General features: G+C 61.1%; 23 protein-coding genes. 6 read left to right on the top strand and 17 right to left on the bottom strand.

The features are described 5' to 3' along the window. Positions 1–2: 2 nt before the first annotated feature. The 8 genes from C7U61_RS03860 to C7U61_RS03825 all read right to left on the bottom strand — a co-directional run bounded on the left by C7U61_RS03860 (position 3) and on the right by C7U61_RS03825 (position 7,386). Positions 3–1,937, bottom strand: coding sequence for a DUF2207 domain-containing protein (locus C7U61_RS03860; RefSeq protein WP_106996778.1), 1,935 nt, complete (start codon positions 1,935–1,937; stop codon positions 3–5). Between the two features lie 91 nt (positions 1,938–2,028). Continuing rightward, positions 2,029–3,285, bottom strand: coding sequence for a 3-phosphoshikimate 1-carboxyvinyltransferase (locus C7U61_RS03855; protein ID WP_181315786.1), 1,257 nt, complete (start codon positions 3,283–3,285; stop codon positions 2,029–2,031). Between the two features lie 87 nt (positions 3,286–3,372). Continuing rightward, positions 3,373–3,924, bottom strand: a complete 552-nt coding sequence (locus C7U61_RS03850) for a LemA family protein (protein WP_106996776.1) — start codon at positions 3,922–3,924, stop codon at positions 3,373–3,375. 189 nt (positions 3,925–4,113) lie between these two features. After that, positions 4,114–5,073 (bottom strand): glycine--tRNA ligase subunit alpha, encoded by a 960-nt coding sequence (locus C7U61_RS03845; protein WP_106996775.1) that lies wholly within the window; start codon positions 5,071–5,073, stop codon positions 4,114–4,116. Positions 5,074–5,192: 119 nt separating this feature from the next. Beyond that, entirely contained in the window at positions 5,193–5,384 is a 192-nt protein-coding gene (locus C7U61_RS03840; RefSeq protein ID WP_106996774.1) for a hypothetical protein, read from the bottom strand. 16 nt (positions 5,385–5,400) lie between these two features. Further along, entirely contained in the window at positions 5,401–6,261 is an 861-nt protein-coding gene (locus C7U61_RS03835) for a S49 family peptidase (RefSeq protein ID WP_106996773.1), read from the bottom strand. 109 nt (positions 6,262–6,370) lie between these two features. Beyond that, the gene (locus tag C7U61_RS03830) at positions 6,371–7,147 is read right to left on the bottom strand and encodes a methyltransferase (RefSeq protein WP_106996772.1); all 777 of its coding nucleotides are present in this window, start codon (positions 7,145–7,147) and stop codon (positions 6,371–6,373) included. A gap of 8 nt (positions 7,148–7,155) precedes the next feature. After that, positions 7,156–7,386, bottom strand: coding sequence for a DUF2007 domain-containing protein (locus C7U61_RS03825; RefSeq protein ID WP_106996771.1), 231 nt, complete (start codon positions 7,384–7,386; stop codon positions 7,156–7,158). Between the two features lie 108 nt (positions 7,387–7,494). Between C7U61_RS03825 and C7U61_RS03820 the strand changes: the two genes are divergently transcribed. The 4 genes from C7U61_RS03820 to moaB all read left to right on the top strand — a co-directional run bounded on the left by C7U61_RS03820 (position 7,495) and on the right by moaB (position 11,966). After that, complete coding sequence (locus C7U61_RS03820) at positions 7,495–8,511, top strand: polyprenyl synthetase family protein (RefSeq protein ID WP_106996770.1); 1,017 nt, start codon at positions 7,495–7,497, stop codon at positions 8,509–8,511. Positions 8,512–8,633: 122 nt separating this feature from the next. Next, entirely contained in the window at positions 8,634–10,490 is a 1,857-nt protein-coding gene (locus tag C7U61_RS03815; RefSeq protein ID WP_106996769.1) for a tetratricopeptide repeat protein, read from the top strand. Between the two features lie 7 nt (positions 10,491–10,497). Continuing rightward, entirely contained in the window at positions 10,498–11,412 is a 915-nt protein-coding gene (locus C7U61_RS03810) for a 4-(cytidine 5'-diphospho)-2-C-methyl-D-erythritol kinase (protein ID WP_106996768.1), read from the top strand. Then, on the top strand, positions 11,412–11,966 hold the full coding sequence (gene moaB, locus C7U61_RS03805) for a molybdenum cofactor biosynthesis protein B (protein WP_106996767.1): 555 nt from the start codon (positions 11,412–11,414) through the stop codon (positions 11,964–11,966). The genes C7U61_RS03810 and moaB overlap by 1 nt, the downstream gene beginning before the upstream one ends. 31 nt (positions 11,967–11,997) lie before the next feature. Here the strand turns inward: moaB and C7U61_RS03800 are convergent, their stop codons facing one another. Both C7U61_RS03800 and C7U61_RS03795 read right to left on the bottom strand, forming a co-directional pair. Then, a complete protein-coding gene (locus C7U61_RS03800; protein WP_106996766.1) occupies positions 11,998–12,306 on the bottom strand; it encodes a hypothetical protein in 309 nt (102 codons plus the stop codon). Between the two features lie 172 nt (positions 12,307–12,478). After that, positions 12,479–12,997, bottom strand: a complete 519-nt coding sequence (locus C7U61_RS03795) for a glycosyl transferase (protein WP_106996765.1) — start codon at positions 12,995–12,997, stop codon at positions 12,479–12,481. A 239-nt stretch (positions 12,998–13,236) separates the two neighbouring features. Between C7U61_RS03795 and C7U61_RS03790 the strand changes: the two genes are divergently transcribed. Beyond that, complete coding sequence (locus C7U61_RS03790) at positions 13,237–14,394, top strand: PA0069 family radical SAM protein (RefSeq protein WP_106996938.1); 1,158 nt, start codon at positions 13,237–13,239, stop codon at positions 14,392–14,394. Between the two features lie 105 nt (positions 14,395–14,499). Then, a complete protein-coding gene (locus tag C7U61_RS03785) occupies positions 14,500–15,159 on the top strand; it encodes a ribonuclease HII (protein ID WP_106996937.1) in 660 nt (219 codons plus the stop codon). 4 nt (positions 15,160–15,163) lie between these two features. Here C7U61_RS03785 and C7U61_RS03780 read toward each other — a convergent pair whose 3' ends face one another. The 7 genes from C7U61_RS03780 to C7U61_RS03750 all read right to left on the bottom strand — a co-directional run bounded on the left by C7U61_RS03780 (position 15,164) and on the right by C7U61_RS03750 (position 20,172). Continuing rightward, positions 15,164–15,928, bottom strand: a complete 765-nt coding sequence (locus tag C7U61_RS03780; RefSeq protein ID WP_106996764.1) for a phosphotransferase — start codon at positions 15,926–15,928, stop codon at positions 15,164–15,166. 116 nt (positions 15,929–16,044) lie between these two features. Beyond that, the gene (locus C7U61_RS03775; protein ID WP_106996763.1) at positions 16,045–16,536 is read right to left on the bottom strand and encodes a F0F1 ATP synthase subunit B; all 492 of its coding nucleotides are present in this window, start codon (positions 16,534–16,536) and stop codon (positions 16,045–16,047) included. Between the two features lie 3 nt (positions 16,537–16,539). Next, on the bottom strand, positions 16,540–17,133 hold the full coding sequence (locus tag C7U61_RS03770; protein ID WP_106996762.1) for a F0F1 ATP synthase subunit B: 594 nt from the start codon (positions 17,131–17,133) through the stop codon (positions 16,540–16,542). A 78-nt stretch (positions 17,134–17,211) separates the two neighbouring features. Next, entirely contained in the window at positions 17,212–17,439 is a 228-nt protein-coding gene (locus C7U61_RS03765; RefSeq protein ID WP_015338972.1) for a F0F1 ATP synthase subunit C, read from the bottom strand. A gap of 67 nt (positions 17,440–17,506) precedes the next feature. Beyond that, complete coding sequence (locus C7U61_RS03760; protein WP_106996761.1) at positions 17,507–18,259, bottom strand: F0F1 ATP synthase subunit A; 753 nt, start codon at positions 18,257–18,259, stop codon at positions 17,507–17,509. Positions 18,260–18,337: 78 nt separating this feature from the next. Next, entirely contained in the window at positions 18,338–18,682 is a 345-nt protein-coding gene (locus C7U61_RS03755; RefSeq protein WP_106996760.1) for an AtpZ/AtpI family protein, read from the bottom strand. A gap of 311 nt (positions 18,683–18,993) precedes the next feature. Next, on the bottom strand, positions 18,994–20,172 hold the full coding sequence (locus C7U61_RS03750; RefSeq protein WP_106996759.1) for a cell wall hydrolase: 1,179 nt from the start codon (positions 20,170–20,172) through the stop codon (positions 18,994–18,996). Positions 20,173–20,258 lie beyond the last annotated feature (86 nt).

The raw sequence follows: 20,258 nt of genomic DNA, 5'->3' as shown, positions 1-20,258 counted from the left end.
ATTTACCACCCTCCGCCGCCTCCACCGCCTCCGCCGCCGCCGGAGGAACCACCACCTCCCCCATCGCCGCCGAAAGCGGAGGAGGAGCTCGATACCGGGGCGGGAATGGTCGACGCTATGGTCGATGCCATGGAAGAGGAGAAGTCGCCGATGGTGCCGCCGATATTGCCCGGGCGGAAATCACCGGAATACCAGACCGGGGCATAGGCTGCCGCGGCAGCACCCGCGGCGGTCCCAAGCCAGGCCTCGAAGGCGCTCGACCAGGGCTTTTCGACACCGAGTGCCACTGCATAGGGCAGCAGTTTTTCGAAATGCTGCGGCGACATCTGTGGTGCGCCCTGCATGTTCATGCGGTCGCGTTCGGCGAGCGTCAGATATTGCCTGAGGCCGGCGATGCCATCCATCATCTTGCGTCCGAGCGGCGTCGGCGCGCCCATCAGGAAATAGAAGACGACGTTGAGCGCGAAGATGCCGACAATGGCGGCGACCAGCGGCAGCAGACCCGCTTCCCATAGCGGCACGACGGCGGCGGCAAAGCCGCTGACCGCAATCGATACGAAGACGAAGCCAAAGAAGGCAAAGATCAGCACTGAAAAGATGCGCTGGGCGAGGCTGGCGCTGTGCCTGCGGAACCTGCGGCCGATCGAGCTTGCGAAGATCGTCACGAAAATCGACAGAAATCCCGGTGTGATGATAAGCGGCAGGACATTCTCATGCAGCCGCCCAAAGATGACGACGGAGGCCAGGATGAGGATCGACAGCACGATGCCGGCAATCACATAGAGCGAATTGGCCTTGTAATATTCGCCGCGGTGATCGCCCTCGATGGCGCTGCGGAACTTCGAGCCCAGCAGCTGCACCGCCTCGCCGTTCTCTCTATCGATCACCAGTGGGGCGGATGGTCCGACGGCCTGCATCAGCACCTTGTCGCCGCCGCTGAGATCACCGCCGGCCTTGCCCGTGGGGCGGATAACGACTTTTTCCTTCAGATCGTCGAGAATGACGTAGCCGCGCACGGCAAGGTCGATCGCCGTCGCCGAGAATGCCGTCCAGCCGGAACCGGCGAAGCCCCTGTTGTCGATATAGTTCATGAGCGCCGGCGAAATACCGTCAGGCGGATCCCAGCGCGGAACCATGACACCCGGCGAGGGATCGCGTCCGACCGCGATCCAGCTTCGCATGTAATAGGCAAACAGCAGGATCAACCCGCCGATAGCAATGGTCGTATCGAGATGATCCCGAAGGAACCAGCCCCATTGCTGGCTGTCGCTCGGCGGCGTGATCGCTCCTTTGGCCAGCTTGATGGCAATCGTCAGGCCTTCAGCGGCTGCGAGCGGCCTGGTCGTCGCGAAGATAGCGATGTTACCCTGCTGGCTCGCATTGGCATTCTTGCCCGTAGCGCCGAACTGCCCCGTAAAGAAGGCAAGCTGCTGCGGCTGCACGCCGTCGGGCAAGGTGACGGTTGCCTTCGCATTGAGGATCGGGAACAGCCAGCCATTGCCCGTCACGTTCCAGTAAAGCTCGTCATGATCGCCGAAATAGCGCATCTGCCTGTTGGTGTCATACGTCAGGCGGAATGTGTGTGGGCCTGGGTTCAGGATACGATCGGCCTTGCCGATATAGATGCGCTCGCCGCCGCTGATACGCTCGCTGCGCCAGTCCTCCGGCTGCCCGTCGCGCTCGACGGAGACGACCTTGAAATCCACCTCGATCTGACGGCCACCGGCATCGGTCATAACAAGCGGGAAATCCCGGAAGATACCGCGGCGGATGTTTTGGCCCTCGGCATTGACGGAGATCGTCTCGACGACGCGCATGGAGCCGTCACGATGTAGTGCGATTGCCTGATCGAAGTTGGTGATGAGTTCGGCTGCCGTCACCGCCGTTGTACAAAGCAGCAGGCACAGAGCCAGGAAGAACCCGCAAAGCCGTGTCATCACTCCCCCAAAGGATGGGCGCGACGCCGTTACCGGCGCCGCTCACGTCAGGAACATGCCTGCGCTCAGCCTCCCTTGAGATGGCGGAGCGTCAGTCTTCGTAAACGACACCAAGCGACGCCAGCACGTTCCAATAGGACGGGAAGGTCTTGGCGACGCAATCGGGGTCGAGAATGGTGATGCCACCGATCTTCAGGCCGGCGAGCGCAAAGCTCATGGCGATGCGATGATCGGCAAAGCTGTCGATCTCGGCCGGCAGCACCTTGCCGGCGAGGTTCGGATCGGATGCGACGATGAGATCGTCGCCCTCTTCAGTCCCGAGGTTCGGCACGATGCGCGACAGACCACTGGACAGCGCGCGGATACGGTCGCACTCCTTGACGCGGAGGTTCTCGATGCCGACGAAGCGCACCGGCGTCTCGTTGAAGGCGGCAAGGACGCCGAGCGTCGGGATGGCATCCTGCATCTGCGAGCCGTCGATGACGGCGGGCAGGTGCGGAAACTTCGAGATCAGGTCATAGGCCTTCGCGTCCGGCTGCGAGAACTGTTCTGCCGGGGTTCCAAGATCGATCTTGCCTCCGCTCAGCACTTCGGCCGCCCAGAGATAGGTCGCGGCGGAAGCATCCGGCTCGATCAGGAAATCGGCGGCTTGGTAGCCGGTAGGCTCCACGCGCCAGGCAACCGGGCTCACGCGCTCCACCTTGGCGCCGAAAGCGCGCATGGCCGCGACCGTGAGATCGATATAACCGAGCGCGCCGATATGTTCGCCGAGCAGCTCGACATCGACGGCGCGGTCGCCGCCGGCCGCCATCATCAACAGGGCCGAAACATACTGGCTGGACAGGCCGCCGTCGATCTGCACGCGGCTTGCCTCGAAACGGCCGGTGCCGTTGATGGTGACGGGCGGGCAGCCGGTCTCAGCCGAGGCATCGACGCCGAGCGAGCGCAGCGCGTCGACGAGCGGGCCGATCGGCCGCTTGCGCATGTGGGCATCGCCATCGGCGATGACCTTGCCTTCGACGAGTGCCGCAGCAGCCGTCAGGAAGCGCGTCGCCGTGCCGGCATTGCCGAGGAAAAGTGGAGCAGCCGGCGCCTGCAGCTTGCCGCTGCCGGTCACGATGAAGGTCGTGTCGTCTGGCTCGTCGATGACAACGCCCATGGCGCGCAGCGCCTCGGCCATATAGCGGGTATCGTCGCTCTTCAGCGCACCGGTCAGCCGGCTGGTGCCCTTGGCAAGCCCCGCCAGCAGCAGCGCGCGGTTGGTGATCGACTTCGATCCCGGCGGCATGGCGCGGCCGGTCAAGGGCTTGCCCGGCGGGATAATCGTGAGTTTGGCTCTACCCATCATCATTCTCTTTGGTCAGTCAGGAAAGCGGCCGATGGCCTGCGGTCGGCATCCTTTACCGCCTCGCATGAAAAACCGATAGCGGAAATCTCAGAACTTTACCGTCGGAACGGCACGGTCCGCTTCGTTCGTGATCTCGAAATAGGCTTTCTTGGTAAAGCCGAAGGGACCGGCGATAAGGTTGTTCGGGAAGGTTTCGACCTTGACGTTCAGATCGCGCGCGGCACCGTTGTAATAACGGCGCGACATCTGAATTTCACCCTCGACGCCCTCCAGCGAGCGCTGCAATTCGAGAAAGTTCGTGTTGGCCTTGAGGTCGGGATAAGCTTCGGCGAGCGCAATCACGCGACCGAGTGCCTGCGACAACAAGCCCTCTACCTGGCCTCGGGCGGCGACATCGCCCGCCGGCACCGCCTGCGCCTTGTTGCGCAGTTCCACAACCTCTTCCAAGGTCTGGCGTTCATGGCCGGCATAGCCTTTAACCGTCTCAACGAGATTAGGAATGAGGTCGGCGCGGCGCTTCAACTGCACGTCGATGCCCGACCAGGCCTCCTCAGCCACCTGGCGTGCGCGGACGAGCCCGTTATAGGCGAAGACGACATAGAGCGCGGCCAGAACTATGATCGCGAGAAGAATATACATCTGGAAACCCCGTGGCGACTGCAACCACAGGACAGTAGGCAGATTTGCCGGCAATGTCACCCGGCCTTCAGGATTATAGGCAAGCAAGATCCGGTCAGTCTGGTCCGATCTTGGGATCGTTCAGAAAGCATATCTCATGAACGATCGTCTCTCGAGAGCGCACCCGGCGCGCTCCGAGACACGTCAGGCTCAAGCAGCCTGCTGATTCCAATTGGCGCCGCCTGCATCCGTCAGCAGGAAGGCCTCCCCGCAAGCCTTGGCCAGCGTGCGCACGCGCAGGATGTAGCTCTGGCGTTCCGTCACCGAGATGACGCCGCGGGCGTCGAGCAGATTGAAGACATGGCTCGCCTTGATGCATTGGTCATAGGCCGGGAAGACGCATTTGTGCAGGCGATGATTCTCGCTGTCACCGGGCGCGCCAGCAGCCAGCAACGCCTGGCATTCCTTTTCTGCGTCGATGAAATGGCGATGCAGCATCTCTGTATTGGCATATTCGAAATTATGCCGGGAATATTCCTGTTCGGCCTGTAGGAAGACATCGCCATAGGTGATCTTGTCTTCGCCTTCGAGGCCGTTGAAATTCAGGTCATAGACGCTGTCGACGCCCTGAACATAGGTGGCAAGACGCTCCAGGCCGTAGGTCAGCTCGCCGGCGACGGGCGCGCACTCGATGCCGCAGACCTGCTGGAAATAGGTAAACTGCGAGACTTCCATGCCGTCGCACCAGCATTCCCAGCCGAGGCCCCATGCGCCGAGCGTCGGGCTTTCCCAATCGTCCTCCACGAAGCGGATATCGTGCAGAAGCGGATCGAGGCCGATGGCCTTCAGCGAGCCGAGATAGAGCTCCTGCAGGTTCGGCGGATTGGGTTTCAGGATGACCTGATACTGATAGTAATGCTGCAGGCGGTTCGGGTTTTCGCCATAGCGGCCGTCGGAGGGGCGGCGCGACGGCTGGACATAGGCGGCCCGCCACGGCTTCGGCCCCAGCGAGCGCAGCGTGGTCGCGGGATGAAACGTGCCGGCGCCGACCTCCATGTCGTAAGGCTGCAGAACCGCGCAACCCTTGTCGGCCCAGTAATTGTGCAACGTCAGGATCAGCGCCTGAAAGGAGCGCTTCGGGTTCATATGGTCGGGCACGTTGGCAGTCATGGGAATTGATTTCTTCCGCTAGCGAATGGTTTGGCGGACAGGTGCCACGGCGCGGCGAATGGGTCAAGGCTTTGCAGCACAAGCGGCGCTGCAGCCTGCCTCACCGAGGCATCTGAGTTTTATTCATCCCCGCGCTTCACATGATACTCACCGGTTTTCGGGTCCTTGACCAGCGTGCCCATGGCCCCGGTGCGGCGTTCCGTTTCGGCACGGCGGGATTTTTCGGCGAGCTTCTGGGCATCGCGCACGAAGCGCCGATAGAGCAGCCAGACGCCGCCGACTGCGATGATGAAGAAGATGATCTGGGGCATTACCCAGCGCTCCCGCCTACAATCCGTACCTGCCCCACAATGCCCTTTCTTCCGCCGCTTCGGCAAGCCCGGACGCAAGCCCGGCACCGAGGCGATCCATGCCGCTAAGCGAGATGCCCGGAGCCTTGCGGCCGAAAAGGCTGCGCGGCGTGGTAATCAGCGTCGGCTTGGCCTTGTCACCGAAGCGCTTCCTCAATTCCTGACGCATATCGCCGAGGCCGTCGATAAGGCCAAGTTCCAGCCCGCGGCTGCCGGTCCAGAACAGGCCGGAGAACACCGTTTCGTCCGCCGAAAGTTTTCCCGTACGACGCTCGAGCACCATATCGATAAAAACCTTGTGGATCTCGAGCTGCAGGCTCTTCAGATATTCGATATCCTTTTCCTTCTCCGGCTGGAATGGGTCAAGGATTACCTTGTTCGCACCGGCTGTATAGACGCGGCGCTCGACGCCGATCTTCTTCAACAACTCCGGAAAACCGAACCCGCCGGAGACGACACCGATCGAACCGACAATGGAGGTGGCGTCGGCAATGATCTCGTCGCCTGCGAGCGCGATCATGTAACCACCTGACGCCGCGACATCCTCGACGAAGACCAGGACCTTCTTGTTTTTCTCCGCGGCAAGATCACGGATGCGATTATAGATCATGCGCGACTGCACCGGAGAACCGCCGGGCGAATTGACGACGATGGCGACAGCCGGCGCCGTCTTCATGCCGAAGGCCTTTTCAAGCGCCTGCGACACGCCTGCGAGATTTAACGATTGCCGCAGCGGTCCGCCGGCGGAAGAGATGACGCCGCTCAGGCGGACGACAGGGACGATCACTTCCTCCTTGCGGAAGCGCTTCGGAAGCATGCGTCTCAAGAACCCAACCATTCGTCATCCCTGCTTCATAATGTTTACTGCCCGTGATGTATGCATGGAAACGGCAAACGCAATATTGCGGATCGTATTTGATGCCCTGATGCGGAGGGCGACCGAATGGCTATCGGCGCGGATACGAAGCGCGGCCGTTGTTCATGTCATCGACGAAATCGGTGAATTTATGCGTCCCTTCGCCATGCATGATCAGCGGCGCGCGCAGTGCCAGCCTCGCCCTCGAACCCTTGATCGCCGTCACCAGAATGCGCACGGCATTCTCGCCTTCACGGGGATGGATAGGGGTGATTTCCATACCGCCGAAGCGGCGGCCGCAGGCAGTGATAATCTCGCCGATCGATTCCGGCCGGGCAATCAGCGACAGCTGGCCGCCAGGGATCATGATCGCACCTGCCGTGCGGATCCATTTCTCGAACAGCCCTTCCGTCATGGCATGCGCTTCGGCCTTCAGCGCATCGGGCGTCAGCCGGTCGCTGGCATCGTTGAAGGGCGGATTCATGATCACATGATGGAAGCTGTCGTCGACAAGGCCCGCCGCGTTGCGGTCTTTGCCGGTGAGCGTCACATCGGCTTCGACAACCGAGACGCGGCCGGCAAAACGGGCGTTTTCAGCCAGCAGGAGGCTCTTGCGCGCGAACTCGGCCATATCGCGCGAGCGCTCGAACAGCACGACCTCCGCCCGCTCCAGCCGTGAGGCCACGGCCATTCCGGCCGCCCCTGCGCCCGCGCCGAGATCGGCCGCCCGTATGGCGCGCTCATCGGCCACGAGCGCTGCCAGCAGCATGGCATCCATGCCGGAGCGGTGCCCCCTGCCCTTCGGCTGTACGACATGGAAGGCGCCGCGGTGGAAGGCATCGATGGTTTCGGAGGGCTTGCCGGTCATGACCGGCCTCAGGTCCGCACCGGGCGCAACTCGTCGCCGAGTCCGGCATCGGTCAAGATACGCCGGGCCAGATCTGCACGCTCTTCCTCCACGAGAAAGCGGCGCGGCAGCATCCCGAGCGAGCCCTCCAGAATGCTCATGGCCTGATCCGCAACGAAGCAATGAATACCCGCATCCTTCATCAGGCTCTCCGCGAATGAGAGAAGGACCGGGTCATTGGTACGGATCAACTCGTGCATAGGCCTTAGAATTCCTGTCAAATTTACGCGACGAGACAATTCGCCTCTTGCCGCCCGTTTCGCCCCTTCTTATTGTGCTTTGCAGAAAATGAACAGGAGTCCGGATCGTTGGGCGTCGTGATACCGCTGGAAGAAAGCAAGAATAAACTGGCATCCATCAAGCCATTGGTGGACCTGACCAAGGCGGATATGGAACGCGTCAATCAGCTCATCCTGTCCAAGGCCGGCTCCGATGTGCAGATGATCCCCGAAGTTGCGGAACATCTCATCTCCTCCGGCGGCAAGCGCCTGCGGCCGATGCTGACCATCGCGTCTGCCGCACTTTACGGCTATCAGGGCGACAATCACATCAAGCTGGCAACCTCGGTCGAATTCCTGCATACGGCAACACTGCTGCATGACGACGTAGTCGACGAAAGCGATCTGCGCCGTGGCAAGTCCACCGCCCGGATGATCTGGGGCAACCAGGCAAGCGTGCTGGTCGGCGATTTCCTGCTCGGCCAAGCCTTTCGCATGATGGTGGAAGTCGGCTCGCTCGAAGCGCTCGACGTGCTCTCCTCGGCCGCCTGCGTCATCGCCGAAGGCGAAGTGCTGCAGCTTTCCGTTTCCAAGAACATGGAGACGACGGAAGACGATTATCTCTCCGTCATCCGCGCCAAGACTGCGGCATTGTTTGCCGCCGCGGCCGAAGTCGGCCCGATCGTCGCCAATGCCGGCAAGGCCGAACGCAATGCACTGAAATCCTACGGCACCAATCTCGGCCTCGCCTTCCAGCTCGTCGACGATGCGCTCGACTACGGCGGCAAGGCTGCCGATCTCGGCAAGAATGTCGGCGACGATTTCCGCGAGGGCAAGATCACGCTGCCGGTGATCCTGGCCTATCGCCGCGGCACCGAGAAGGAGCGCGCCTTCTGGCGCGAGGCCATCGAAACCGGCAACAACAGCGACGAAAATCTCGAAAAGGCTCTCGGGCTGATCACGAAATATGGCGCGCTGGCCGATACAATTGCCCGTGCCGTGCATTACGGCACCATCGCGCGCGACGCTCTGGCACCACTGCCGGAAACGCCTTGGAAATCGGCACTTCTGGAAGTGATCGATTTCTGCATCGAACGCGTTAATTGATGGCGGCGGCCTGAATTTGTTGCAGGGCCGCTTCAAAAAAGCCATCCTGTTGTGAATCAGTTGACACGAATGCTTATGCCGCCGGCGTCTTCGCCGGCTGTCCCTTGATGAAAGGCTTTCTAATGCGGCAGAGACTTGCCATCCGTTTCCTCTCGGGCGTAGCCTTGGCGGCGGTCCTTTCAGTGTCCGCCCTGAATGTCGCCCGGGCCGATGATAAGCCGGCGGCAGCACCGGAGGCCAGCGCCCCGGTGGCCTTCGATACGGATAGTGTCGATACCTTCGCAGGCGCCTTTCTCGCCGCACGCACCGCCGATGTCGATCACGACTACAACACTGCCATCGCGCTTTATAAAAAGGCGCTGATGATCGACCCGAGCAACCCGGAAATTCGCCAGCGGCTGATGATCTCGCTGCTGCTCAACGGCAATCTGGAAGAGGGCGTCAAATACGCCAACGAGCTGAAGAGCGATCCTTCCGTCGAACGCGTGACCACCATCGTGCGCGGCATGGATGCCATCCGCCGGCACGAATACCGTACCGCGCAGGAAATCCTCAAATATAGCGGGCCGAACGATCTCGACCGGATGATGACCAACCTGCTTGCCGCCTGGGCCCGCGCCGGCTCCGGCCGCGGCAAGGAAGCCATCTCGATGATCGACAAGATGAAGGGTCCGGATTGGTTCAACATCTTCAAGAACTATCATGCAGGCGCCATTGCGCTGACGATGGGCGACCTGAAGTCGGCACGCTCTCACCTTAACGACGCGATCCTCGACAAGACGGGTGGCGCAACGGCTCCCGATACGTTCATGCGCGCCGTCATGGCGCTCGCGCGCCTCGAAGCCAAAGCCGGCGACAAGCAGAAGGCCCTGGATGCGATCTCGGTCGGTGACAATCTCGTCAGCAACTATGCCCCCTTGAATGCGCTGCGCGACAGTATCAGCAAGGGCGATACGCCGGACCAGCAGGTGACCAATGCCAGCGAGGGCGCGGCCGCCGTGCTCTTCACCATCGGTGCCGCGCTGAACCGCGACGGCGCGGAGGATGTCGTCTCGCTCTATCTGCAGATAGCCAACTCCCTCGATCCGAAGGCAGCCGATACGCTGGTGCTGCTCGGCGGCTTGGCCGAGAAGCAGGAGCAGACCGACCGTGCGATCAGCTTCTACAAGAAGGTGCCCGATAACTCGCCGATGGCCCGCATCTCCGAGCTGCAGCTCGGCCTCGCGCTGGCCCAGGCAGGCAAAGTCGACGATGCGCGCAAGCATCTGAAGGCGTTGATCGATTCAGATCCCAACGATGTCCGCAGCTATCTCGCCTATGGCAGCGTCCTTTCGGATGCCAAGGACTTCCAGGCCATGGCCGACAATTACGACAAGGCCGTGCAGATCATCGGCCCCGCGCCGAAGCGCAGCGATTGGGCGGTGTTCTTCCAGCGCGGGATTGCCTATGAGCGGCTGAAGAAGTGGGCGGATGCAGAGCCGAACTTCAAGAAGGCCCTCGAGCTCAATCCGGATCAGCCGCAAGTGCTGAACTATCTCGGCTATTCCTGGGTCGACATGAACATGAACCTCGACCAGGGTTTGGACATGATCAAGAAGGCCGTCGATCTCAGGCCGGACGACGGCTACATCGTCGATTCCCTTGGCTGGGCCTATTTCCGCCTCAACCGTTTCGACGATGCCGTGAGCGAGCTCGAACGGGCAGCGCAGCTGAAGGCCGGCGATCCGACGATCAACGATCACCTCGGCGACGCCTACTGGCGCGTCAACCGCAAGCTCGAAGCCGTCTACCAGTGGAACCGGGCGCTCGCCTCCAAGCCGGAAGAGGCGGATATTCCGAAGATCAAGGAGAAGGTCGAGAAGGGCTTGCCGCCGCTCGACAACGATCCGAAGACCGTCGACAAGAGCAAGCAGCCCGATCCGGCACCCGCACCCTCGCCCGACACGAACGCTCCGGCGCCGGTCGACAAGAAGTCCTAAGACTTCCATGAGCACGATCTTGGCAGCGGGCGATTTCGACCTCACGGAAGAAGCGCCCGCAAAGATCAATCTCGCGCTGCATGTGACGGGGCGCCGTGCGGATGGCTATCATCTGCTCGACATGCTTGTCAGTTTTGCCCGCCATGGCGATCGTCTTTTCTTTCGCGCAAGCGAGAATGACGATTTCAGCCTTTCGGGGCGCTTTGGGCCGCTCCTTTCGGCCGATGCCGAGGCCGGCGACAACCTCGTGCTCAAGGCGCGCGATCTCTTGCGCCAGGAAGCCAACTCTTCCGGCCTCGATGCGCCCGCCGTCCATATTCATCTGGAAAAGAATCTGCCGATCGCATCGGGAATCGGCGGCGGTTCGGCCGATGCGGCTGCGGCATTGCGCGGGCTGATGCGGCTCTGGCGCCTCGGCCTGCCTGAAGGTACCCTCAAAAGAATAGCCCTGAAGCTTGGCGCCGATGTACCGATGTGCCTTTCGAGCCGACCGCTGACAGCGCGCGGAATCGGCGAGGCGATAGACTTGCTGCCGTCCTTTCCTTCCTTTCCGGTGGTTCTCGGCAATCCGCTCGTTGGCGTCTCCACGCCGGATGTATTCCGCCAGCTCATGCGCAAGGATAATCCGCCATTGCTATTTCCGTCGCAGATGCCGCAAGGTCAAGGCGAATGGATCGACACGATCAAGACCCTGCGCAACGATCTCGAACCGGCGGCGCGCTCGATCTGCGGCGAGATTGGCGTGCTTTCCGGACTGATCGAAGGCGAATCCCCGATCCTGACGCGCATGTCCGGCTCAGGTGCCACCTGTTTCGGCATCTTCGCCGATGCCGAACAGGCGAAGAAAGCCGCCGCATCGCTTCACAGACAGAAGCCGGACTGGTATTTCCAAGTGACGGAGACGATCGCGGGAGAGGCATGATGGCAGGTCCGGTCAATGAAAGATCCTTCATTCCCGTCGGCATCGCCGTGCTGACCGTTTCCGATACGCGCACGCTTGCCGACGATAAATCGGGCGATACGCTGGTCGCACGCATTGCGGACGCCGGTCACCGATTGGCCGCTCGCGCCATCGTTCCCGATGACAAGGAGCACATCCGCGCGCAGGTGGAAGCCTGGACCAAGGATGATGCGGTCGACGTCGTGATCACCACCGGCGGCACGGGCTTTACCGGCCGCGACGTCACGCCCGAAGCGCTGGAGCCCCTCTTCGAAAAGCGAATGGACGGCTTTTCCGAGGTTTTCCATCGTATCTCCTATGACAAGATCGGCACGGCCACCATCCAGTCGCGGGCGACCGGCGGTGTGGCCAACGCCACCTTCATCTTCGTGCTGCCGGGTTCGCCTGGCGCCTGCAAGGATGCATGGGACGGTATCTTGAAGGCGCAACTCGACTATCGCCACATGCCCTGCAATTTCGTGGAGATCATGCCGCGCCTCGATGAGCATCTGAAGCGCGGCGCCGGCTCCAGATAGATCTTCGGCTCGCCGCGCCATCGCGCGACCATCATGCCTTCGGCAGGACAGGAATTGATTCCCAGGAATCGCCGCTGAGAATGATGCAGCTTCGGCCGGATGCGTCGCTCATCAGCAGTGTCCAGTTGCCGCTCTCGGCGGCGTAGATCTCAACAATCGTGCTCTGATCGAGCTTGCCGACAGCCGAAAGCTTTTCCGAAAGATGATCGCCAAGAAACGCGACGATATCGACGCGCTTGGCGCAGGCCAAGGTTACCTGAGCGGCGGCGTTGCCGGGGAAAAGAATTGCACTTGCAACGAGGACGGTTCCCATGAGGCGGTAGAGCATCGTGCGTTTCATAACGCACCTCCTTTCGCCGAAATCCCGGCGGAAAAGGAGAGTTCTGCTGACCAGTTCCGCCTGATATCGGCATCTTCATGGTCGGCCACCAACGCGACACGCGAAAGGTGCCGCCACACGAGAATTATCGCAGCTATTCCCGCGTTTACAAATGGAATCTGTAGAAAGCGACCTACCGCGCCGCGCGCGCCACCCATGAGGGAATGAGTTCGCTCGAAAGTTTGCGGCCCTTCTGGCCCTTGGCGAATTCCGCGAGTCGCATGCCCGACCTGGCGATCGCGATGGCCTGATGCTTGGAAAGCAGCAGGCCCAGTTCCAGGGGCGGCGAGCGGCGGCCGATCCGCTTCAGAAAGGGGCGGCGGTAGCCGCGCGATGCCGTAAACCGCGCCGGCACTTTGTTCAGGGCGACATATTCGGCGATCTCGTCGATCCACCCAGCTTGCGGCCGTGCGCCCGGCTCGACCAGCAACAGCCATTCACCGCGGGCCGACCGCACTATGTCCTTGATATCCCACTGCGAATAAAAGCGGCAGCCGGCAGCATCCGCCACTTTCGATGTGCCATCGCTGGAGCCGTGATCGAGCACGACTACATCGCTGACCAGCCCCTCGACCGCGCCTGCCACCAATGCCGCCAATGTCTGCGCCAGTTCGGGTTCGTGATCCTGGCATTCGATGATGACCGTCAACATTGCCCTTTTATAGTGCGGCGCATCATTTATTGCCAGCGTCTAACCCTCAGCTCAAAACGTTTAAGAAAAGCATCATATGCCGCCGGAAACCTTCGCCGCGGGCATCGCCAACCCCTCCTCCCAATGATGTGGAAAGTCGCGATTCCGGATTTTTGTTCTTGCAATGTTCTCATTTGTCGGATAGGAATTTAATCATCTTAGACGCGGCGTGCAATGGCATGAACCGCCTGGAGCTACCGATGAACGAACAGTCCCTTGCAGGGCAGGCCGCTTTCGCGCCTGCCCATACGGCAGACGTTGCCAACGCTTTGATCGCCGATTCCGGTCTCAGGGTCGATGCCGAGCGTCGGCGCGGACGTGGCGCCGGATTGAACCCCAGCGGTCGGTTCGAGCCGCAGCAGCGCGAAGCCTTCGACGACGGCTGGCAAAGCTGGGAGGAGCTGCCGCCCTTCAAAACCGAAGTGCAGGTGGAGAAGCCGCGCACCGCCATTACCCGCAACGAATCCCCCGACATTTCTTTCGATCGTTCCATCAATCCCTATCGTGGCTGCGAGCATGGCTGCATCTACTGCTTCGCGCGGCCGACGCATGCCTATATGGGACTGTCGGCGGGGCTGGATTTCGAATCGAAGCTGTTTGCCAAGCCGGATGCGGCCAAGCTTCTGGAACGCGAACTGGCAAAGCCCGGTTACAAGCCGCGCGTCATCGCCATAGGCACCAATACCGACCCCTATCAGCCGATCGAGAAGGAATGGCGAATCATGCGCCAGATCCTCGAGGTGCTAAACCGCGCGAACCATCCGGTCGCCATCGTCACCAAGTCGGCGCTGGTCATGCGCGATATCGACATCCTGAAAGAGATGGCATCCAAGAACCTGGTGCGGGTGGGCCTGTCGGTGACGACGCTCGACCGCAAGCTCGCGCGCACCATGGAGCCGCGGGCTGCGACGCCGCCGCGGCGGCTGGAGGCGATCCAGGCCTTGAACGAGGCCGGCATCCGCACTGCGATCATGGTGGCGCCGATTATCCCTGCCCTCAACGATCATGAAATCGAGCGCATCCTCGATGCGGGCAAAGCGGCCGGCGCGCAGGAGGCGAGCTATGTCATCCTGCGACTGCCACTGGAGGTGAGCCCGCTGTTTCGCGATTGGCTGCTGCAGCATTATCCGGATCGCTACCGTCACGTCATGTCGCTGATCCGTTCGATGCGCGGCGGCAAGGATTACGATGCGGAATTCGGCAAGCGCATGAAGGGTGCCGGGCCTTATGCCTGGCAGATCAGCCGTCGCTTCGAAATGGCGACGCGCCGGCTCGAGCTCACGCGCCGCAATATCGCTTTGCGCGACGATCTGTTCGTGCCGCCCGATGGCAGCGGGGTGCAGCTGTCGCTGCTTTGATATTCCTTGCGGGTTTTCCCTGACCCCGCTGGAAAAGCCCCTGGGTTCGCCGCCCTGATCCACCGGGGGCTTGCAGGAGATCGGGTGGTGTGCGAGCTTCGCCGCATGACACGCAGCACATCACCCGATTCTCCAATGCTCTTCGAGGACGTCCCACTCGTTCCCACTTTCGAGCTGGAGCTGATTGCACGCCGGGCCGGCCATTGGCCTGTCGCCGGGGCCGACGAGGCGGGCCGAGGCCCGCTTGCAGGACCGGTCGTCGCCGCCGCTGTCATTCTCGATCCCGAACGGATCCCTCAAGGTCTGAACGATTCCAAACAGCTGACCGCCGCCAGACGCGAAGAGCTGTTCATCGAGATTCTCGCAACAGCAACGGTCTCCATCGCCTCGTCCAGCGCCGGCCGTATCGATACGACCGATATCCGCAAGGCAAGCCTCGATGCGATGCGCCGCGCCGTTTGCGGACTTGCCGTGCCGGCAAGCTATGTGCTAACCGATGGGCTCGATGTGCCTGCCGGGCTTGCCTGCCCCGGAAAGGCCGTCGTCAAAGGAGATGCGCGCTCCTTCTCCATCGCTGCCGCGTCGATCGTCGCCAAAGTGACCCGCGACCGCATGATGGCGCGCGCGGGCATTGTCTTTCCGGCCTATGGTTTTGCAGCCCATGCCGGCTATGGCACTCCTCAGCACCGCGCCGGCATCGAGGAGCATGGTCCCTGCCCGCTGCATCGCATGAGCTTCCGTCCGCTGCGCAAAGAGGCCGTCTGAACACTCAGCCCGTCAGTGCGGTGACAATATCCGCGGCGGATTTTTTGATATAGGCGATATCCTGCCGGTAGATGCGGTCATGCCCATCCTGCAGGTTTCGGCGATATCTCTCAATACCGCGCGCGGCCTCATGCTCCATGAAAGTCAGCAGTGCCTCAAGCCGCTCGACGATGACGTTGGGCAATGAAGGACGCTCCGCAATCGACAAGCCATAGGCATCGACAAAGATGCGGGCACGATGGACTTGAGCAGCAAGTGTGCCCGCTCCTTCCACCGCGGCGCTGGAGGACAAAGGCGCCCAACGATAAATCCCATAGGCCAGATCCCATACCCGCGGACCGGGATGCGCAGCCTCGAAATCGATGAGGCCGGTCACCTCGCCGTCGTTCAGGACGACATTGTAGGGGGCGAAATCTCCGTGACAGATGACCTCGCAAGGCGACCGCGCCGGCAGTTGCCATTCATAACTGGTCTCAAGGCTTTTCGCGAACAAGGCGGAGCAATTATGATAGTGACGCAGCAGCGATGCCGCCGACCGCAGCGCCCTTTCGCCGCGCATAGCGACGTGCTCGTCAAGCTCGCCGGTATCTCCGGGCAGATAGCTTACCCGCTCCCAGGCCTCGTCATATCCAGCCGAATGGGGAACTGCATGGAAACCATGCCGACGCAGCGCAGTCAGCAAAGCATGCACGCCGGGTGTCCAGGCCGCTGCCGGCCTCACGATCAGATCGCCTTGGCGAAACGGTTCGCTGCCAGTCATCGCCTGCATCCGCCCCTCCTCGATACCATGACTTTGCTGTCGGTTGCGGCAATGATCAACCGGCAGGGCGAAAATAAAAAAGCCCCGCCGAAGCAGGGCTCTCTCGAATTTCGATATTCCGGGGCTCAGTTCAGCCGCGTCTTCACTTCCTTGACCGCGTCGACGAAGAGACCGGACTGGACGCTGCCATCGGCCTTCTTTGCCAGAACCGATTCGGCGGCCGCTATCGCCAGATCGACGGCGGCGGAGCGGACTGCCTTCATCGCATCGGCTTCGGCCTGCTTGATCTTCTGCTCGGACAAAGCCGTGCGGTTGGCAACGAATTCCTCGGTCTTCTTGCGAGCCTCGGTCGTCAGCATTTCGGCTTCGCGCTCGGCCGCGGCAACGATATGCGCTGCTTCAGCCTCGGCTTCTTTACGCTTGCGCTGATACTCGGCCAGCAGGTGCTGGGCTTCTTCGCGCAGGCGCTTGGCTTCGGCCAGCTCGTTGCGGATCTGATCGGCGCGGTCGTCCAGCGACTTTGCCATCATGCCCGGAACCTTGAGGTAAACGATCAGGCCGAGGAAGATGAGAAGGCTGACAAAGGCGAAGAAGGTGTTATCGAGAGCGAATTCCATGGATCACCCCTCCTGCTTTGCGGCAGCCGCTGCAACCGCAGAGGCGACATCGGCCTTGCCGGCGACATTGCCGACCAACTGCTCGACGACGGCACCGGCGGTCTCCTCGGCAATCGCGCCGACATCGCCGAAGGCTTTCGCCTTGATTTCAGCAATGCGGGTTTCGGCGGCCTTGAGCTTTTCAGCCAGGCTTGCCTCGATCGCCTTGCGATCCTCTTCGGCCTTGGCCTTGGCGGCATCTCGGGCAGTGGCGCCGATGGAATTTGCCTTGGCGCGTGCAGCAGCCAATTCGCTTTCGTAAGTCGCGACGGCGGCGTCGGCCTCAGCCTTCAGGCGCGAGGCCTCTTCGATATCCTGGGCGATCCGGTCGTGCCGGCTTTCCAGAATGGTGCCGACGCGCGGAATAACGATCTTCTGCATAGCCACGTAGAAGATGACGAAGGTGATCACCAGCCAAAGCAGCTGTGATGGATACGTCGTATGGTCAAACGGCGGGAATACGCCGCCGTGATGGCCTTCATTCGGCGCACCCGTTTCCGTGTGCACCGCTCCGGCGGCCGGCGGTGCTTCTTCAGCATATGCCGGGGTCACAAACATGCTCACCTCCAGGTGGTCTGCAAATACAAAGAATCACGGCTCGCTATCCGCGAACCGTGATCTATGACGCCGCTGATATCAGACGGCGAAGAGCAGGAGGAGAGCGACGAGCAGCGAGAAGATGCCCAGAGCTTCCGTAACGGCGAAGCCGAATACCAGACGGCCGAACTGGCTGTCAGCAGCCGACGGGTTGCGCAGTGCGCCGGACAGGTAGCTGCCGAAGATATTGCCGAGGCCGAGAGCCGTGCCGGCCATACCAAAGCAAGCCAAACCTGCGCCGATGAACTTTGCTGCTTCCGCGTCCATGTTGAACTCCTTTGAAATGGTTGTGCGGTGAATGACTGACGCCCGTTAGACGCCAATGTCTTTATCCTTAGTGGCCGCCCGGATGGATTGCGTCGTTGAGGTACATGCAAGTCAGCACCGCAAAGACGTAAGCCTGAAGGAAGGCGACAAGGAACTCGAGACCGGTGAGGGCGACGGTCATGATAAGAGGAAGAACGGCTCCGCCGATGCCAAGCGCGCCGAGGGCTCCGAGCGAGGCGACAAAGCCTGCGAACACCTTGAGCGTAATATGACCGGCCAGCATGTTGGCGAAAAGACGAACGGACAGCGAAACCGGGCGGGAGAGGAAGGAGATGACTTCAATCCCCACCACCAGCGGCAAGAGAATTCCCGGAACACCCTGCGGCACGAAAATCTTGAAGAAGCCGAAACCGTGCTTGATCAAACCGTAGAAGATAACGGTGAAGATGACAAGCAATGCGAGCGCCAGCGTCACGATGATCTGGCTGGTGACGGTGTAGAAGTAGGGAACGAGACCCAGCAGGTTCGCCGTCAGCACGAACATGAACAGCGAGAAGACCAGCGGGAAGAACTTCATTCCCTTTGTCCCCGCCCCCTCTTTCAACATCGAAGCGATGAACTCATAGGCCATTTCCGCCACGGATTGAGAGCGCGTCGGGACAACGGCGCGCGGCGCGCTGGCGAAATAGAGAAAGCCCGCGGACAGCACTGCGGAAGCAACCATGAACAGCGAAGCATTGGTGAACGAAAAATCAATTCCACCGATATCGATCGGGATAATCTTAAAGATCAGGAACTGATGGGTAGGATCGTTTGCCACCGCTTGTTCTCTTTCATTTTTCCGCTCCACCGAGCGGATGCTTCTCACTTGGAAAAAACGCCACAGCGTTGCTTCCGCTCATTTCTTACTAGGCTCGCGCCCCTGCGGCTCCGGTGTCGCCACCTTGCCTGCGGAGCGCAGCACATTCAGCACACCGGCACAGAATCCGAGAAGCAGAAAAATAATCATGCCCCACGGCGTCGTACCGATAAAACGGTCGAAGACATAGCCCAGAACGACGCCAACGATGATCGCAGCTATGAACTCACTGGAGAGTTTCATCGCCTGAGCATAACCCTTACGGCTCTCCTCGGCGCGAACCTCCCCGTGTTCACCCTCTTTCACCGCAGCGCGCTTGTTCGCCAATTCGGCTCCCAGCTGCGCCCGCCGCTGTTCCAGACCCTCGTCGCGGTCATCCGTCATGATAACGTCCTCCCCATTTCGCTGCGCGTAATCCCTATACCCCGGTCAACGCGTAAACGAACGGCAGGTTTCGCCACCTTTCGGCCCGTTTTGAAGTCGCGCGCAACATAGTTTTAGGAAAAAGCATAGTCAAGGCGTAGACACCATCTGTCCAGCCATAAATTAGCCCAATTAAATCATGAGTTTAGAGCGAAAGGACCATATTGGGCGGAAAGTGAGCCGAAGAATCCTCTTCAGCTCGCGCGTTCCTGTGGCTTTTTTGCCGACGGATGCCGCCGTTCTCGGGCCGTCGGGGCGTGAAGCCAACGACCTCAGCTCCAGCCGCCGCCATAGGTCCGGTAGAAGATATGCATGCCGATGCGGCCGACCTTCACCATATCAGCGGCCCATTTCGGCCGGACATAGACAGCGTGATAATGCGTGGCGGAGCCGACTTCCGGCAGCCATATCTTGCCGGCGGTGACGGCCATGGCGACCTGGCGGGCGATGCGCCAGTGCTCGGGCGAATTGACGCGCTCCTTGACGTTGTCGCAGGCAAAGGAGAACTGGCAGGCATTGTGCCAGTCTTCGTTCTGGTAGACGACGCCGCAGATGGTCTTCGGATAGGCGGGATTGCGGACCCGGTTGAGAATGACCTGGGCGACGGCGGCCTGCCCTTTGACGGACTCGCCGCGCGCCTCGAAATAGATGCCAGTGGCAAGGCACTGCTGTTCATCCGGCGAGAAGACCGAAGGCGGCAGGACATTCGCTGCCCAGGCATGATCCTTAGGTCCGATCTGCGGCACGAAACGTCCCTCCCCGTCCTGGTCCTTTGCCAGAATGGAATCGAAGGGCGAGACGCGGGCATAATCCGGCGCCGGCGAAGCATAAGCGGCGGCCAGCACATCGGCATTCTGATTGGTGACCAGATTGGCGATATAGGCCGGTACGCTCTCGTCCGGCTTCGGCGGCTCTTTCCTGTAAAAGGCGGTGGCAATCTGGATTTCCTTGCCACCAAGCTGCGGCTTCAGGAATGCCGTGCGCTCGCCGGTTGCCGATTCCGGCCGAAGCAGCATGCTTTGGCGCTGCAGCACCGAACCTGCAGAAAAATCCTTCGGCGGCTGCATGGGTGTGACGGCCACCACCCTGCCCTTCTTGTTCTGCCTATTGACACGATCCTCATCCGGCCGGGGATCGCTGCCCTTGCCTTCGGACTGGAACGCGACGCGGCGTCCATCCGGCAACACCAGACCGCCGTCCCCAATGGCAGCGGACGCCTTGGCATCGCCAAAGGCCAGCTCTGCCTGATGGGTGGAGCCGGCTGGCGAGTCCGTCATCACCATGCGCCAGTTAGCGCCCTCCCGGTCGATCCCCGCAAGCAGGCCGGCAAGATCGCCATAGGCTGCTGTCGACGGAAAAATAAGCCAGGCGCAAAGCCCGAAGACGGCTGGAGAGGTCCAATTTTGTGGCAGGAACCGCGACTTGCGGCTGACATAACGCGAGCGAGACAACACCGGACTCCAAACGGCACTCGAAACCAGGAGCCGGAATAATCTCCCATTAACCTTGATGGATGGTTAATTCGGGCAATTCTATG

Origin of the sequence: Rhizobium sp. JAB6, from assembly GCF_003024605.1 — a bacterium.
Classification (GTDB): Bacteria; Pseudomonadota; Alphaproteobacteria; order Rhizobiales; family Rhizobiaceae; genus Rhizobium.
The sequence above is the reverse complement of the archived record's forward strand: the minus strand, read 5'-3'. Positions and strand labels throughout refer to the sequence as shown.